At 69.0% G+C, this 15,750-nt stretch carries 14 protein-coding genes; 9 read left to right on the plus strand and 5 right to left on the minus strand.

All coding sequences use genetic code 11. The features are described 5' to 3' along the window. The first annotated feature begins 60 nt into the window (after positions 1-60). The 5 genes from ACZ6Q9_RS29990 to ACZ6Q9_RS30010 all read left to right on the plus strand — a co-directional run bounded on the left by ACZ6Q9_RS29990 (position 61) and on the right by ACZ6Q9_RS30010 (position 5,693). Positions 61-2,538: a type IV secretory system conjugative DNA transfer family protein gene (locus ACZ6Q9_RS29990; protein WP_396830635.1), complete on the plus strand. Its 2,478-nt coding sequence runs from the start codon at positions 61-63 to the stop codon at positions 2,536-2,538. A gap of 248 nt (positions 2,539-2,786) precedes the next feature. Beyond that, entirely contained in the window at positions 2,787-3,269 is a 483-nt protein-coding gene (locus ACZ6Q9_RS29995; RefSeq protein ID WP_396830634.1) for an NADAR family protein, read from the plus strand. Between the two features lie 264 nt (positions 3,270-3,533). Next, entirely contained in the window at positions 3,534-4,700 is a 1,167-nt protein-coding gene (locus tag ACZ6Q9_RS30000) for an IS110 family RNA-guided transposase (RefSeq protein WP_396830633.1), read from the plus strand. Between the two features lie 252 nt (positions 4,701-4,952). Further along, complete coding sequence (locus ACZ6Q9_RS30005; RefSeq protein WP_396830631.1) at positions 4,953-5,222, plus strand: hypothetical protein; 270 nt, start codon at positions 4,953-4,955, stop codon at positions 5,220-5,222. A gap of 255 nt (positions 5,223-5,477) precedes the next feature. Further along, positions 5,478-5,693, plus strand: coding sequence for a hypothetical protein (locus tag ACZ6Q9_RS30010; protein ID WP_396830630.1), 216 nt, complete (start codon positions 5,478-5,480; stop codon positions 5,691-5,693). A gap of 450 nt (positions 5,694-6,143) precedes the next feature. Here the strand turns inward: ACZ6Q9_RS30010 and ACZ6Q9_RS30015 are convergent, their stop codons facing one another. Continuing rightward, positions 6,144-6,824 (minus strand): hypothetical protein, encoded by a 681-nt coding sequence (locus ACZ6Q9_RS30015; RefSeq protein WP_396830628.1) that lies wholly within the window; start codon positions 6,822-6,824, stop codon positions 6,144-6,146. Between the two features lie 322 nt (positions 6,825-7,146). On the opposite strand from ACZ6Q9_RS30015, the gene ACZ6Q9_RS30020 reads away from it, so the two are divergent. The 3 genes from ACZ6Q9_RS30020 (at position 7,147) to ACZ6Q9_RS30030 (ending at position 9,416) form a co-directional block, all read left to right on the plus strand. Next, positions 7,147-7,497, plus strand: coding sequence for a PadR family transcriptional regulator (locus tag ACZ6Q9_RS30020; RefSeq protein WP_396830626.1), 351 nt, complete (start codon positions 7,147-7,149; stop codon positions 7,495-7,497). Positions 7,498-7,553: 56 nt separating this feature from the next. Continuing rightward, positions 7,554-8,558 carry a hypothetical protein gene (locus ACZ6Q9_RS30025; RefSeq protein WP_396830624.1) on the plus strand — a complete coding sequence of 335 codons (1,005 nt, stop codon included), beginning with the start codon at positions 7,554-7,556 and terminating at the stop codon, positions 8,556-8,558. Positions 8,559-8,807: 249 nt separating this feature from the next. After that, positions 8,808-9,416, plus strand: a complete 609-nt coding sequence (locus ACZ6Q9_RS30030; protein ID WP_396830622.1) for a DUF6368 family protein — start codon at positions 8,808-8,810, stop codon at positions 9,414-9,416. A gap of 158 nt (positions 9,417-9,574) precedes the next feature. Here the strand turns inward: ACZ6Q9_RS30030 and ACZ6Q9_RS30035 are convergent, their stop codons facing one another. The 4 genes from ACZ6Q9_RS30035 to ACZ6Q9_RS30050 form a co-directional block, all read right to left on the minus strand. Continuing rightward, positions 9,575-10,612 carry a CU044_5270 family protein gene (locus ACZ6Q9_RS30035; RefSeq protein ID WP_396830674.1) on the minus strand — a complete coding sequence of 346 codons (1,038 nt, stop codon included), beginning with the start codon at positions 10,610-10,612 and terminating at the stop codon, positions 9,575-9,577. Between the two features lies 1 nt (position 10,613). Continuing rightward, positions 10,614-11,162, minus strand: coding sequence for an RNA polymerase sigma factor (locus tag ACZ6Q9_RS30040; RefSeq protein WP_396830621.1), 549 nt, complete (start codon positions 11,160-11,162; stop codon positions 10,614-10,616). A 777-nt stretch (positions 11,163-11,939) separates the two neighbouring features. Then, complete coding sequence (locus ACZ6Q9_RS30045) at positions 11,940-12,545, minus strand: YdeI family protein (RefSeq protein WP_396830619.1); 606 nt, start codon at positions 12,543-12,545, stop codon at positions 11,940-11,942. Between the two features lie 320 nt (positions 12,546-12,865). Next, a complete protein-coding gene (locus ACZ6Q9_RS30050) occupies positions 12,866-13,819 on the minus strand; it encodes a hypothetical protein (RefSeq protein ID WP_396830617.1) in 954 nt (317 codons plus the stop codon). A gap of 477 nt (positions 13,820-14,296) precedes the next feature. Here ACZ6Q9_RS30050 and ACZ6Q9_RS30055 point away from each other — a divergent pair, with 477 nt between their 5' ends. Further along, positions 14,297-15,223, plus strand: a complete 927-nt coding sequence (locus tag ACZ6Q9_RS30055; protein ID WP_396830615.1) for a replication-relaxation family protein — start codon at positions 14,297-14,299, stop codon at positions 15,221-15,223. The last annotated feature ends 527 nt before the right edge of the window (positions 15,224-15,750 follow it).

Below are 15,750 nucleotides of genomic sequence, written 5' to 3' on the forward strand. Positions count from 1 at the left end.
GCCGCCCACCTCGCAACCGTCCCCACGCCCACGCCTGTGCCTGCCCCGAACGGGCCCGGCGTGGGCGTCGCACCCCCGACCGGGGCGACCCGGTGGGTTCACGACGCCGCCGCCTGGGCGGCACAGAAGCCCTGGCTGCTCGCCGTCGCCGCGGCCGCGCTGGTCACCTACGTTGCCGGCCGTAACCTCCTCGCGGCCTGGCGGCATCGCCGCCACGCCGACGGGGCCCGCCATGTCACCATCGCCCCGCCACCCGAGGTTGACCCCCACAGCGCCGCAGCGCTGTGGGCCAACCTCGCCGGCACCCTCACCCCGTCGCGCCGCCGCCGGCTGCTCTACGGCAGCCCACACGTGGTGTGGCAGTACACCTGGACCGGCCGGCGGCTGCTCATCAGCATGTGGGTACCCGGCACCGTCCCACCCGGCGCCGTCGAGGCCGCCGTACGCGCCGCATGGCCCGGCGCCACCTGCACCACCGACGACTCCGCGCCGCCGCCGATACCGCTCGATGCGCCGACGGTGGTAGGTGGGCACCTGCTACCCACCACCGCCGAATGGCTGCCGTTGCACACCGACCACGACAACGACCCGCTACGCGCCCTGATGTCCGCCGGATCGGGACTGCGGGCCGACGAGCACGCCTGCGTGCAGGTCCTCGCACGGCCCGCAGCCGCCCGCCGCGCCCTGCGCGCCCGCCGCGCCGCGACGCGGCTACGCGACGGCAAGACCGCCCTGCCCGCCATCAACCCCGCCGCGCCGCTGCTGTGGCTCGTCGAGGTGTTCCTGCCCGGCCGCCCCACCCACACCACCACCCGGCCCGCAGCGACAGGCCACCGCGACCCGGGAATCGAACGCGACGTGCGGGCCATCCTCGACAAGACCTCCCACCCGCTGTGGGAGACCGCCGTGCGCTACGCCGTCGCCAAGGACACCCGACGCGCCACCACCGACCAGCGCCCCCGGGTGCGGGGCATCGCCGACACCATCGCCTCGGCGTTCGCGGTGTACTCCGGACGTAACCGCCTCACCCACCGCACCCGCATGCCCCATCCCGCCGCCGTGCTGGCCCAACGGCGCCTCGGCGGCGGGTTCCTCACCGCCACACCCGAGCTGGCCGCGCTCGCCGCCCTGCCCCGCGACCTGGCGGTGCCGGGCCTGGACCGGGCCCGAGCCAAATCCATGCCGGCGCCGGTCGCCGTGCCCACCGGCGGACGGGGCGTGAAGGTCCTCGGCGACGCGCAGGTCGGCGGGCACGGCGTCGCCCTGTCCGTGCCGGATTCGAGATATCACCTGCACGTGATCGGGTCGACCGGCAGCGGCAAGACGACACTGCTGGTCAACATGGCCGTCGACGACATCAAAGCCGGCCGCGGCACCGTCGTCATCGACCCCCACGGCGACCTCGTCCTCGACATCCTCGACCGGCTCCCCGCCTCCGTCGCGGACCGGGTGGTGCTGTTCGACCCCGACCAGCCCAACCCGCCGACAATCAACCCCCTCGCCGGCGACGACCCCGACCTCGTGGTCGACAACCTCGTGTCGATCTTCGGAAACATCTTCGCCAAGGCGTGGGGACCCCGCATGGACGACGTCATGCGCGTCGCCTGCCTCACCCTGCTACGCCACGCCAACGTCACCCTGCAGCACATCCCACCGCTGCTCAACTCGGCGCAGTTCCGCTCCGCGATGACCGTCGACCTCGACGACCCGGCCGGACTGCGTGGCTTCTGGCAGTGGTACGACGAACTCAACCCGGCCCTGCGCTCCCAGGTCATCGGCCCGGTCCTCGCCCGGCTGCGCGCGTTCCTGCTGCGGGACTTCGTCAAACGCACCATGCGCTACCCCAAGTCGAGCTTCGACATGGGCAAGGTCCTCGACAGCGGGGCGCTGCTCGTGCGTATCCCGAAGGGGCAGTTGGGGGAGGACACCAGCAAACTGCTCGGCTCCCTGATCCTGGCGCAGGTGTGGCAGGCCGCGACCGCCCGCGCGAAGATCGCCCCCGACAAGCGCCGCGACGCCACGCTGATCATCGACGAGGCGCAGAACTTCCTCACCCTCGCCAACAGCCTCGACACGATGCTCGCCGAAGCCCGCAAGTACCGGCTGTCCCTCGTGCTGTCGCACCAGGACCTCGCCCAGTTCCCGAAAGACCTCCTCGCCGCCGCCTCGGCGAACGCCCGCAACAAGGTCTACTTCTCCTGCGCCCCCGAGGACGCCCGCGTCCTGGCCCGCCACACCCTGCCGGAACTCGACGAGCACGACCTGACCCACCTCGACGCCTACACCGCCGCGACCCGCCTGGTCGCCGACGGCCGCCAGACACCGGCGTTCACGATGAAGACTCGCCCGCCCAAGCCGGTGGTCGGGGAAGCCACCGTGATCAGACAGGCCGCCGCGAAGAAGGTCGAGCCCCAGGACGCCAGCGCCATCGACGCCCTCGTCGAGCGGCTATCCCAACAAACAAAGGACGACAGCGAGCGCCGCACGGCCGACACCCGCGACACCAAACGCAAACCTCGCACGTCCCGCTCCGCCTGACAGCCACAGGTGGCTATGACGGACGAGATGGGCTCCACCGGGACGGGCCATGACTGGCCCCACCATGGGCTGACTGTCGCTGCTCTCGGCTACCGAACGTAGTCTGCGCTGGTGCTTATCTAGCGGCGATCGGCGCCGACCCCGCGCGTTGTCTGCGGCAGATCCGGATGGTGGCCAGCGAACTCGGTTGCCGCTCTGTCGATGCCTGTGACACGGTGCAGGTCCCCGACCCCCGCTCCGAGGCCCAGATGACGATCTACTTCTACGGTGCCGACGAGGTTCCGTACGGTTGCTTCTCCAACTTCTCCGGCCACGGCTTCGACCTCGACGGCCACTGGTGGACGACCTCCGAGCACTATTTCCAGGCCCAGAAGTTCCCCGGCACCCGCCACGCCGAACTCATCCGGCGGACGGCGACCCCGTTGCGGGCCGCCGAGCTGGGCCGCGACCGGTCCCGGCCGCTGCGCCGCGACTGGGAACGGGTCAAAGACGACGTGATGCGCCGCGCCGTGACGGCCAAGTTCACCGCCCATGCCGACATCCGCGCCATCCTGTTGGACACCGGCGACGAGGAGATCGTCGAGGACACCAGCACTGACCACTACTGGGGACGCGGCCGGAGTGGCACCGGCAAGAACGTGCTCGGACGGATCTTGATGCGCACCCGCACCCAGCTACGCGCCGACCTCACCCAGAACGCCAATATCCAGGGCCGCCGACAGCGGCGATAGCCCTGAGCACAACCATCGCGAACGCGCTGTCCGCGGCTACTTAGAGACTTGGTCCAGGACCGGTGTCCGGCCAGACTCGGTCCAGGTGCCCGGCGAGACGCTCCCACATTGCGGCTGCCCACCGGTGTCATTGGTGTGGCTCTCTCATGGCCTGCGGTCTCGCCGGGCACCGCGCGAGGAGTGGCTGGAAAGGGGTTGTTCTGCTCGAAGTAGCGGTGCCCTCCTTGCTGACAACTCCGTCGAGTTCAGCCAAGGGAGGCGCCGATGAGCGTGATCATCGGGATGGACCCGCACAAGCGTTCAGCCACCATCGAGGTCGTCGACGAACGCGGTCGGGTGCTGGCTACGGGCAGGTACGGCACCGACAAGGCCGGCTACGCCGACATGCTCGCTGCCGGTCGCAGGTATGCGGATCGGGTCTGGGCGGTGGAGGGCTGCAACGGCATCGGCAAACACATCGCCCACCGCCTGGTCCACGACGGTGAGACGGTGCTCGACGTGCCCGCGAAACTGTCGGCGCAGGTGCGGGTGTTCGCCACCGGCAACGGCCGCAAGACCGACCCGGTGGATGCGCACTCGGTCGCGATGGTGGCGCTACACAGCCCGAATCTGGTGCAGATTCAGGTCGACCCGGACCTGCAGGTGATGGGCATGCTCGCCGACCGGCGTGACGAGCTCGGCCGCGCCCGCACCCAGACCATCAACCGGCTGCACCGGTTGCTGCTGGAACTGTTACCCGGCGGGGCGAAGAAGTTCCTGTCCGCGCCACAGGCCCGCGCCTTGATCGCCACGGTCAAACCCCGCGACATCGTGGGCAAGACCAGACGCCGCCTCGCCGTCGAGCTGATCAGTGAACTCGAGGGGATCGACAAGAAGATCAAGGCCGCGGAGAAGGACCTCAAGGAGCTGGTGGCCGCCCGCGGCTCCACCCTGATGGAGCTGCACGGCATCGGCCCCTCAGGCGCGGCCCGCCTACTGGCAGACGTCGGAGACATCAGCCGGTTCGCCGACCGCGACCGGTTCGCCTCCTGCAACGGCACCGCACCCCTGGACGCCTCCTCCGGCGACCAGAAGCGTCACCGGCTCTCCCGCGCCGGCAACCGGCGGATCAACCGCACGCTGCACATCATGGCCGTGGTCCAGTTGCGCAACCGCACGCAAGGCCGCGCCTACTTCGACGCGAGAAAGGCCGCCGGGAAGACCTCCATGGAAGCCATGCGCGCCCTCAAACGCCGGCTGTCCAACGTGGTCTACGCACGCATGGTCGCCGACCAGAGGAGAAGAGATGCGGCGGACCCGGGAGGGCACTCGGGGACGACTCTGCAATCCAGCGTGACCGACCTGACCCCGGACATCGGCCCTTCGGACAAGCCACTTCCCGGACCCGCCACCAACCACCCTAAACCCTGTGTCAGCGGCGCCTTGACATAAAGGGGTGCCATGAGCGGATACCGAGATCTCCCCATCCTTTTATCGCATGGGTCTCGCAGTTGTCGCGGCTAACGTGTGGTGGTGGGCGAAGCGGAGTTGACCGGGCACGAGCTAATCGAGCCGTGTGTGGAGTGCGGGGCCGCGACGGCTAGCGTGGTCACCGAGACGGTCGATGGGGACAGGCTCGCCTGGGCGGTGTCGACCCGGTGCAGGGGTTGTGGACGCGCCACGGAGCTGGATGGTTGGGGCGAGATGCCCGCCATCGAGAGGTCTGCGCTTATCGCCCGCGTCGGCCTGGCCCGGATGCGGGCAGACCCCGATGCCAGCCGCCTGATCAGAGTGCGACTCCTCCGTGTGTTCCGCAAGCAGGGTGCCACGATCGACGAGGCGACCAGTGCATTCGCAGCGCTGGTCGGCAGCGGGCTTCTCGGCACGCCTGCTGAGATGGCACTGCTCGCCAACCGGCTTACCGCAGCAGGCGCGACCCTTTGGCTGGCACCAGAGCGAGCCGCCACTGAGTAGTTCGGTACACCAGCATTCGGAGCGCCCATCGCGGCTACCTATTGACTGGTGGTACGACCGCAGCCAGGCCAGGCTTGGTCGAGGTGACCGGTGGGGTCGCTCTCATCGCGGCTGCCCACCGCAGGTTGGTGTGGCTCTCATCTGGCGTGCGCCCCGCCGGTCACCGCGGCGGAGAGAGGCTCAAGAGGGGACTGCCCGGCTCAAGGTAGCGCTGCCCTCCCGTCGACGAACACTGTCGGATCGAGGGAGGACACGATGGCCCGGGTCATCATCGGCGTGGACCCACACAAGCGTTCCGCCACCATCGAAATCATTAACGCTCGGGAGAAGACGGTCGGGCAGGGCCGGTTCGGCACCGACCGCGACGGCTACCAGGCCATGCTGAGCGACGCGGACGCAACATCGCCACCGACGGGCACATCCGTGCCCTGCACCCGGCCAGGACGGTGGCGTGAGCAGGTTCGGACGTGACCGGACGTGAGGCCGTTCTGTGTCTGGCCCCGTCGGCCGACGGCGAGGCCGCCCGCTTGATTGACCCCGTCCGGTCACGGTCGCACCCCACCATGCCCCCCAACCCAGGCGGGGCGAATGGATGACCGGCAGCCGCACCTCGGCCTGCCCTTCCGGCAGCAGTCGGAACCTGGCGACGCGACCACACCCCACAACACCGTCTTCCGGCATCATCACGATGGCGCCCACGGCGCCGGCGTCAAGGCCAAGCCCTACGGGTGGGCCTCCGGCCCAGCCTTGACCCCGACACCGCACACGCCTGCCCGAAAACCTGCCGGAAGACGGGCAAAACAAATGCCACCGGGTCAAAACCCCACCCTTGACCGGCCCCGCTCCTTCATGGATGACACAGAGGGGTGCCAGATCCGGATGCTTGAGCCGGCTGCGGGTAGCTCCGGCGCTGTGGCCTGTTCAGCGGGGCGGGGTTTCGTGTTGTATGCCGGCCGCTCGGCGCCAGCGGTCGGCTTCGGTTTCGTGGGATCCGGTAGCGGTCGCCGTCGCGACGGCCGCCGGATCCGCTCCGCCGGTCAGTAGGGTCAGGGGCCAGGCGGGCACGCCGCCCGCGCTGTCGTAAGCGGCCCAGGTCCATGGACCGTCGAAGCGCCAGGCACGACCGTCGGCGTCGGCAACGTCGTCGCTGGCCTCCAGGAAGGCGTACGGCCGGAAGAGCAGTTCGAGCGTGAACGGAACACCGCCGCCGGGCTCGATGCTCGTGCCCTGGAACTCCGATGCCGCGTCCGGAGCCTCGCCGGCGCACAGGACGAGCAGACTCAGGCTCGGGCGGGGCAGCCAGCCCGTCTCCTGCGGCGGATCGTACTCGTGAACATCGATAACGTGAATGATCCGCGCCGGGATACCGACCCGACAGGTATCACCGGCTGCAAGGCAGAGGGCAGGCGGGTCGGTCGCATACAGCTCGTCCGGATCGGCGCGGCCCAGGGCCGCCTCGCCGTTCCAGCGCGAGCCCTCCGCGTCCGGGTCGATCTCCCACCAGGGCCAGCAGACGCTGACGTGCGCCTCGTCGACGCCGGTGACGACCGTTGGCGTGAACGGGCAGGAGATACGCAGCACGTCCCCGACGCGGTAGACCATGCGCGGCAGATTAGCGCGGTGCCGGGCAGGACGCCGGCCGTGGAAGGGACTAGGGGCCGGCGGCCGCTGCCTGCTCGAAGCGGTTCGCGTGGCCGCACGGACGGCGCCGCCGTGCTGCCCGACGAACGCGCTGTTCGCGGCATGTGCGGACATCACTGGCTGGGCGGCCCGGGTGAACTACGCTTCGAGGCCGGCCTGCCCAATGCGCGGCGCCGGTACCGCGCGTCACTGAGCCCAGTCGTGGCAGCCGCGTGGAGTGCTCCTGCGGCCGGCTGTGATGGCGATCTTTCGGCATACCTTCGCAGCCGTTATATTGCCGTGTGTGGAGACTCCGTTGCGCGAACCCACGTTCCTGATTCTCACCGCCCTGGCCAGTGAGCCGATGCATGGGTATGGCTTGATCGCTGAGGTGGCCCGGCTTTCCGACGGCCGTATCTCGCTGCGCCCCGGCACGCTGTACGGCGCCCTCGACCGGCTGGTTGACGCTGGCCTGGTGGCCGTCGAACGGGAGGAGATCGTCGACGGCCGGTTGCGCCGCTACTACCGACTCGCCGAGCCGGGTGGTGAGGTACTGGCCGTCGAGACCGAACGCATGCGCCGCAACGTCGAGGCGGCGACCGCCCGGCTGCGCGCCACTATGCCGTCGCCTCGCCTAAGTGGTGGACTCGCATGATCCCGGTGGAGAGCTGGCATAACCGCACTGGAGAACAGGATGGAGGCAGCTCTGCCGTGACCGGGCTGGAACGCCGCTATGCGCGGTGGACGGTGCTGTTCTATCCGGTCGACTATCGGCGGGAGCGCGGTTCGGAGCTGGTGGACACTTACCTGTCCCTGGCGGCGCCCGGACGCAGGAGACCCTCCGTCAGCGACGTCGCGGACCTTGCGGTCGGTGGACTGCGGCAGCATCTGAGGATCGCGCAGGGACTCGGTCCCGGTTTCCGCCTCGCTGGCTTGCTCGCGTTGATGACGGCGACCGCGTTCGCGACCTGGTGGGCCGGTTTTGAAGTGCTTGCCTCCATACCGCCCTGGTCTTCGCGGGTCGGGCCGTTTCTCTCACTCGCTGTTGCGGCGTGGGGGGCCTGGTTGCTCGCCGCCGTGGTACATGTCGCGGCGAGCAGCCGATGGTTGCGCTGGGCGGTTGGCCTGGCCGTACTGGTGACTGTCGGCATCGTGCCGGCCGCGGCGCTGACCGGATTGCCCCGCCCGCCGCTGGCGGTGCTGCTGCCCCAGATCGTGCTCGGTGTCGTCGCGCTCGGTGCGGCGGGCCAGCGCCAATGGTGGGTCCGGCTCATGCCGATCGCCGCTGCGGCGGCGGTCCTGCCGATCACCATCGGTACCGCGCCCAGCCTAGATTTTATGACCGGCTACTTCGATCTCACCATGACGGCCTTGCCCGCCGCTGCGGTCGCGCTGCTGATCGGCACGCTGCTGATCGCGCTCGGCTTGGCCGCCCGGCGCGACTTTCGCGGTGCTTGGGCGATGCTGATTCTGCTCGCCCCGATCGGGATGCTCGCGGTGAACCCGCTTGGCGCGGTGCTCGACTCCGGCTCCGGCCGGGCCGTGATTCCGGAGTGGTCATCCATGGTCGTCGCGTCGGTGCTGGCGGTCACGATTGGACCTATGCTGGTGTCGCTCGCCCTTGTGGCACGGGGGCGTTGGTCGCCGAGCCGCCGTTCGCGCGGCACGGGCCGGCGCCATTGCCCTACCTGCGGCGCACCCTCGACGCCCGCGTAGTCCACAGCACGACCGAAGCGCAGCCTGCGAGCCGGGCACCGGCCTTCCACCCCATCCCATAGAAGGTCTGGGCGCACGGTGGACCGCAGCACCTCATCGCCTTGATCAGGTGCACTGTTCTCGGCATGTTGGTGCGCCGCGGCTCGGAGACCAGCACCCTTTCGCCGACACGGACGGTGACGAGCCCGCCAACGACCGCGCGCCTTGACAGCGGCATGAGCGGATACCAGGTGCCCTCGGCCGTGGTGCATGATTGTCATCGTGTCCGGGCCTTCCGCCGCAGTTCTGCTGCCCGTCGAGTGGACCGCTGACGACGTCAGGGCATTCCGGATGTGGCTGTCGGAGTCGCTCAGCCCGGACAGAGATAACTGGTGGGCACTTCGGGAACCGCGCAACCTCGGCATGGCGAAGCCGTCGTCGAAGACCGGGCCGATGCTCATCGAACCCGATCCTTACGAATGCGACGACGCTGATGAGGCGGTCTGCTTGACGCGCGCGGCCGGCTTCCTCCCGATCACCGAGATCGTCCTGGCCGCAGCAGTCAACGGCAAGGATGACCACCGGTTTCTCGCCCAGCTCGCTGTGGCGATAGCCCGCCAATACGGCGGCCTCATCGATCTCGATGGCCCGCTTCCGGTACCTCCACCGCCGGGCGTCTCCGCTCTATCGACTCTGCAGTCCGGCCCTGGTCGCCGACGATGGGAGGATCGTTCCCGGGCAACTATCGCCACGCTTTCCGGAAGGTGGCACGAGATTCCCTACCGGACGGCGTGGGATGAGGTTGCGGTCCGCCATGTCGTCGATGCCGATCTCCTCGCCTCCTGGCTGCAGCACCCGCTCTTCCAGATGGTGAAGTGACCAAGTCTTGCCGGACATCCGCTCATCGGCATGACAGCGCACGGCGCCAGGCGTCACCGCGCGGACTACAGCCGCCAACTCCCGCTCGGCTCGGCTGAGCAGTACTGCGCCGATCGTCGGGTGGGTCGTGTCTTCACGACGCACACGTCCGACTTTCGTCAGCGTGGCATGGCGGTGTACTCGGCCGTGAGGTAGGAGCGGTAGGTGATCACCGCGGGGATCGTCACGTTCAGCTTCCCCGCCGTGGTGGTCAGCATCTCCTCATATCCCAACAGAGCGCCGGAGCGCGGATCGACGATCACGGTGTACTGGGCGGGCAGGCCGTGGGCGTTGGTCGTGATCGAGAAGGCCTCCCCGGTACGTCCAGCGCGGTCAGTGACGGTGCCGGTGACCGTGATTCCCGGGAGGTCGGCAAGAAGTGTAAGCACCGCGGCGCGCTGCGCGGGGTTCAGCAGCCGCACCCCAGCGAGCTGGGCGACGTCCTCCAGGTACTGCACCGGCGCCTGAACCGCGGACGTGCCTGCTCTCAGCCAGCGGCGCAACGCGGAGGCGTCCGCCGGCACCGCACCTCGGAAGCCGCTGTAGAACTCGCCAGCCGGGTAGTCGCGCACCTCCTCCGAGGACTCGATGCGGCCACCCCACTTCTGCCACTGCCTGCGGTCAGCGTCCGAACGGAAGATCGGCGGCAGATCCTTCTTGACCATGCGTCCGGCGTCGTCGTCGGTCCGCCAGGACTGCCACTGTTGAGGCACCACAGCAGATACCGTCCGCCCGCCGGAGATCGAGGAGTTCAGGAACCAGTTCGCCGACTCCAGGTGCTCCACCGTGCCGGCCGGCCGCGCTGGCATGGCCTGCGCCGCCGCCACGGCGGCCAAGCGCCGAAGCCGGATGCTGGCTGGTTCCAACGTTGCCGGCGGACCGTAGTTCAGGATCGCCGGAGTAGCCGCGTACGCAGGCTGCGGCTCGCGGTACATCTCGATCGCCACCCCACCGCCGGCCGCCGCCACGACCACCGCACCGGCCGCGGCCAGCACGAACCGACGACGCGGAACCACCCGTCGCGGGGTGCCTGCCGTGCCGTCGCAGGAAAGAATATGAGCCAGATCCTGCTCACGGCGACTGTCCTCGGCCGGCCGGGTGTTCCGGGCCGGGTCCAAGCCACCCAACAGCTGGCGCACCTCATCCATGGCCTGCATGTCATCCACCCCAACTCGACATCGACGGCGCCGCGCTCGGCGTCCGCCCCGCCCCGTCACTCGCCACGCCGAGCTGTGTCCGTAACCGACGACGGGCTCGCATCAGCCGCATCGCGAACGTCGTCCGCGACTGGCCCAGTACGGCCGCCGCCTCCACAGGGGTCAACCGCTCCCACGCCACCAGCCGCAGAATCTCCTGATCGCCAAGAGACAACCGGTTGAACGCCACCGCGACGTCCCGCTGGCTCACCACCCCGTCCGCGTGATCCACCACGACCACCTGACCCGGCTCCGCCGCCACCCGCAGCGTCAACTCCTGCCACCGCCGACGGCCCCTGGCCTCGTTGGCCAGCACCAAACGCGCCACCCCGTACAGCCACGGCAGCGCCGACCCGTCCGGCACATCCCCCAGACGTCGCCACGCAACAAGGAAGACTTCAGCGACAACATCGCCCACGTCAGACGCGACGATCCGCCGAGCGACGTACCGCCACACGTCACCGTGATGACGCTCGTACAGCTCGGTGAACTGCTCCTTCGCAGCGTCCATCCCACCTCCTACGTGCTTATGTCCGGCACCGGCCGAAGCGTCACACTCCGCAACGAAGGAACCACCCCGCCCGACCCTGTCCCACCTCAACCAGGCGTAACCAGCACGCTTGACCTCTTCAGCCACACCGAAGAGGTCTCGGAGCGCGTACCGCGGGTCAGAGGGTTGCTGGTGGGATTCGATTCTCAGCGCTTGAGATCCATGCTGATGCCCCCACCACCGCAGGCAGAGCCGAGCATCGATGCGGAAGGACCTGGCGACCGGCACCATCGGGCCCTCGACGACAGCCGGCACCGGCCAGGCCGGGAGCAGCGGACCCTGACCACTTCGGTCTTCTCAGGGTGGTCACGCCGGGTTGCTCGCCGGCATCGTCGCAGGTCACAGCGCTTCCCTATGTGCAGCGCCGATGAGCGCTTCGGACGCGGTGACCACTTCGCCAAGCTGCACCCATTCTGCACCCACCTGTAAGGCCCGCTCAGACAGCAAACCTTACCGCTCTGACCTGCGGATACTCGCCTATCAGGCGATATAGAGCGCCGTTGGCTGCCGTTCAGCGCCGTTGAGTGCAGTTGTGTGAAGCAGGACGCCGCACCAGCTCTGACCTGCAGAAACGAGAACCCGCAGGTGGGCGCGGGTGCAGTTGAGCGCCGTTGCGTGCTGTTGAATGCAGTTCCACGCCGTTCAGCGCACCCGCCCACTCCCGGCGTGCTCCCCGATCCCGACGGGCGACAGCGGCGTCGCCCGGCGCCTCGGCGCTTCGCTTCGGCAAGTCTCCACTTACGGCGAGTTCGAAGGCTTGGCCTTCTGCGGGTAAATCGTCTCGTGACGGGCCAGCATGGCAACGAACTCGCTGATCTTCCGCTCGCGGGTCTGCGCCCGTTTGACGGCATTGACGCGGTAGATGAGAGCAAACCGGTTGGTCTTGGTGAGCACGTCGAACATGGCCTGGGCAGCGGGGTCGGCAGCGATGGCGGCAAGGAGGTCGGCCGGCACCTCGGCCTCCGACGGCGGGGCGTAGGCGGCCGCCCACCGCCCGTCCGCTTTCGCGGCTTCTACCGCAGCGCGGCCCGGGGGCAGCATTCGCCCCTGCGCTTCCAGCCGGGCCACGTGGGCGACGTTGCGTTGTGACCAGGAACTGCGCGGCCTGCGAGGGGTGAACCGGATCCAGGAGGTTTCCTGATCCCGTTTACGTGCCTGCCCGTCGATCCAGCCGAAACACAGGGCCTCGTCGACCGCCTGCTGCCAGGTCAGCGTCGTGACTGTGCCGCCCTTCTTGGTCAGGGCGAGCCAGACGCCCGGCGACGTGGCGTGGTGAGCCGACAACCACGCGCGCAGTTCGTCGGCGTCCGCGACGATCAACTCATCCAGTTCGGCACTCGCCATGACGGCAGGCTATCGCTGCGCCGTGGCCGCAGCCTCTGCCTGTTGGACTGCCCGACTCGTCGGGCTGCCGGCGCGCCGGTCGCTCGGCGGACCTCGGGGGCAGGACCTCGATGCTCAGGACGGTTGCGACGTCGGGCCGGCATGTCGGACTCCCCGTGCATGTGCGGGTTGCGGCGAGCGTCGTCCACGACCACGGGCCTCTGACAATCGCCAGCGCCATCCACGGTGGCCGCCAGACGCCGTACGAGCCGGCGACGCCCGGCGATCCAGCCGCCCGGTCTGCGGCATGAGAGGGCGCTGGATCGGATGGGCTCGACCCTTTACACACCGGTGCTGGCCGCTGCGGTGCTCAGACTGTCGAGATCGGTGTGATACCAGGTGGATCGGATGAAGGTGTGCAACTTTCCGCCTCGGACGATGTACTGCAATCCGCGGGTTTCCATGCCGTCAGGGAGCACGACTCGGCATTGCGCACCCAACTGAGGTTGGTCGTCTCGGCTGATCCGCAGCATCGTCGCGACGTCGTACTCCGGACCCCAGCCCCTGATCAGAGCGAGATCCGGGCCGCGTCGCAAGAGGTGGTGAGCAGACCTGTACGGGGACGGCCCCCAGTCAGTCACCTGGCTGCCGGTCGCGGAGAGGATGTGGAAATGGGTGTAGGGACAGAAGTATGCGGTTTCTCTAGCGACGTTAAGCGAGTAGCAGTCCGAGATGTAGGGCAGCCCGGAGTTCAGCGGGTAGAGCCAATCGACGGTCAGGTCGCTGTTGAAGCGCGCGAGGCCGTGGCCTTCGGGGCCGCATCCGCCCATTGCCTCGTCGAAATAGCTGGCCCACACCTTGCCGGAGGGGGTGGTCAGCAGATCCTCGATGGCGTCACCGAGGTGGCCCCGGTGCTGTAGATCGCCGCTGCTGGTCCATACCTCAGCGTTGGCTTCCCCAGTCCGGGCCCGAGCAGCCGCCAGGAGCACGCGCCCCTCAGGCAGCGGCTGCACGAAGCTCACCCGCAGGTCGGTTTCGACATCGACAGCACCGAGGACACGTCGCCTGCCGGGGACATGCCACGTCACCTGCTTGCGATTGACGCCCTCGCGGAACCGCCACACGGCGAACGCGGTGCCGTCGGGACCTACGCCCACCGCTTCAGGCTCCGGCATCGTGTCCGCTGGGTGCGCTGGCGTCACGAATCCGTGGCGTTGCAACGGCGCGACCGGCAACTTCAGAACCTCCAATCGCCGCAGGAGGTTGGCCCGATCACGCTCCACGTCAGTTCTCATCGCAAGCGTCATCTTGACATGGCGGTCTGCCGATGCGGACGCACCGCCGCGACCGGCCCGTCAACTGAGAGCCGAGCCGCTGAAAGCACTCTTCTATCCGTGCACTGTCGTGCGGCACACCAGCAGTTTGGCCCTTACGCACCGTTACTTCGTGCTCGGCAAGACCGGCTCGTGGTGGGGCCAGTTTATGGCCGTCCCGGTGGAGCCCATCTCGTTCGTCATAGCCACACAGGCCTACGTCGCCCGCACGATGCGGTGGCTCACAGGACGAACTGGTGAGGGTTCCGTGGCGTCTTCCGTCGCGGCTTCACCGCTCCTTCACCACCTCAACTCACCGTCACATCCCGCACGGAGCGCGGATGCGGCTGTCAGCGCAGCACACCGCCGGTGACCAGCTCCGCTGACCGGTGGTGACAGTTCCAGACTCCCTCCTCACAGGAGGGACTCTCTCCGTTCTACTCGCTGAGGAGATCCCTCATGCCACCCGACTCACCGGCTTCCGAACCTCGCCCGTCCGAACCTCGTTCCACTGCTCCTCATCGGCGTTCCAGCAAGGCGCACCGGCTGTCCTACCTGCGCCGGCTGACCCTGCGCGACCGGCAACTGCTGGCCTGGCTCGCCGAGCACTACGTGCTGTCCACCGCTCAGATCACCACCGCGCTGTTCCCGTCGGAGCGCTCCGCGCGGCTGCGCCTGGCCACGCTGCACCACATCGACGCCGTGCACCGCTTTGTCGACGTCACCACCGGCACCGGCCAACACCTCTACACCCTCGGCCCGCTCGGCATGCTCGTGCGCCCCACCACCTACACCGACCCCGAGCGACCGGACGCCCGACCGCCGCGCTCCAGCATCGAACGCACCGAACGCATCATCGGCAGCCCCCGCCTGCGGCACCTGCTCGGCGCCAACCAACTTTTCGTGGACCTGCACGCCTACACCCACACCGACCCCAGCGCCCGCCTGGTGCGCTGGTGGTCCGAGCAGCACGCCACCGCCGCCTACGCCCTCGCCGACATCCGACCCGACGGCCACGGCATCTGGCAAGCGGCCGACCGCACCGTCGGGTTCTTCCTCGAACACGACAACGGCACCGAACCCCTGCGCACAGTGCTGCGCAAGCTGCGCGCCTACGAACGCCTCGCCGAGTTCGGCCCCCGCTACCCTGTCCTGCTGCGCGTGCCCAACCACCGCCGCGAAGCGCACCTGCTCGACGCCCTCGCTGGCATCCCGACAGCCATGCCCGTGGCCACCGGCCTGCACGACGAACACCCCGCCGGCCCCGCCTGGACCCTCGCCGCTGATCCCGGTCTGCGCCGGTGGCTGCACGAACTGCCCAGCGATCACGGCCCCGACAACACCGCCACCAACTCCCACCGCTACAACGACCCCGACGACGCCTGACAGCCCGCCGGCTCGCTCACAGCCGCTCACACCGCAGGTCACCACCCGTCCGGCAGCCGCATCGGCGGCTCGGGACGGCCCGGCCCACGGCGAGCGTCTGTGAGCGGGCCCGCCACTCACAGCCACTCACACCAGCACCGCCCCGCAGTGGTGGTTGATCTCTCACACCGCAGGCCAACCCGCCTGCCAGGTCGCCGCTGCGGCTCACAGCCGCTGTGAGTGCCCAGGGCTACTGTTCACGGCACTACCGCACCTCACATATGGCACCACCCCGGTTCGGTCCCACCCCAAGGGATCCTCGCCGCACCAACCCGGTGCGCCACGCCCACCCGCCTACGCCGGTCGGCAGACGCACCGCGCGGCGCCCCTGAAGGTCGCACCAACCACCCGCGCCAGCGCACCACGCGCGGCGCAGCCATCGACCTGACCCACGTACCCGGTGGGCATGGTCGCCTCGCGCGCCCTGCGCGACCCCCGTTCCTGCCGCGCTGACCCGACTCACGAAATCGGTGAGCCGGTCAGTCCCG

This window comes from Micromonospora sp. NPDC049139 (assembly GCF_055586845.1).

What these genes read in the sequence shown, in the direction of transcription:
- ACZ6Q9_RS29995 (WP_396830634.1), top strand. Translation starts at nt 2,787, where the DNA reads ATGACGATCTACTTCTACGGTGCCGACGAGGTTCCGTACGGTTGCTTC.
- ACZ6Q9_RS30000 (WP_396830633.1), top strand. Translation starts at nt 3,534, where the DNA reads ATGAGCGTGATCATCGGGATGGACCCGCACAAGCGTTCAGCCACCATC.
- ACZ6Q9_RS30005 (WP_396830631.1), top strand. Translation starts at nt 4,953, where the DNA reads ATGCCCGCCATCGAGAGGTCTGCGCTTATCGCCCGCGTCGGCCTGGCC.
- ACZ6Q9_RS30010 (WP_396830630.1), top strand. Translation starts at nt 5,478, where the DNA reads ATGGCCCGGGTCATCATCGGCGTGGACCCACACAAGCGTTCCGCCACC.
- ACZ6Q9_RS30015 (WP_396830628.1), bottom strand. Translation starts at nt 6,824, where the DNA reads ATGGTCTACCGCGTCGGGGACGTGCTGCGTATCTCCTGCCCGTTCACG.
- ACZ6Q9_RS30030 (WP_396830622.1), top strand. Translation starts at nt 8,808, where the DNA reads ATGATTGTCATCGTGTCCGGGCCTTCCGCCGCAGTTCTGCTGCCCGTC.
- ACZ6Q9_RS30035 (WP_396830674.1), bottom strand. Translation starts at nt 10,612, where the DNA reads ATGCAGGCCATGGATGAGGTGCGCCAGCTGTTGGGTGGCTTGGACCCG.
- ACZ6Q9_RS30040 (WP_396830621.1), bottom strand. Translation starts at nt 11,162, where the DNA reads ATGGACGCTGCGAAGGAGCAGTTCACCGAGCTGTACGAGCGTCATCAC.
- ACZ6Q9_RS30045 (WP_396830619.1), bottom strand. Translation starts at nt 12,545, where the DNA reads ATGGCGAGTGCCGAACTGGATGAGTTGATCGTCGCGGACGCCGACGAA.
- ACZ6Q9_RS30050 (WP_396830617.1), bottom strand. Translation starts at nt 13,819, where the DNA reads ATGAGAACTGACGTGGAGCGTGATCGGGCCAACCTCCTGCGGCGATTG.
- ACZ6Q9_RS30055 (WP_396830615.1), top strand. Translation starts at nt 14,297, where the DNA reads ATGCCACCCGACTCACCGGCTTCCGAACCTCGCCCGTCCGAACCTCGT.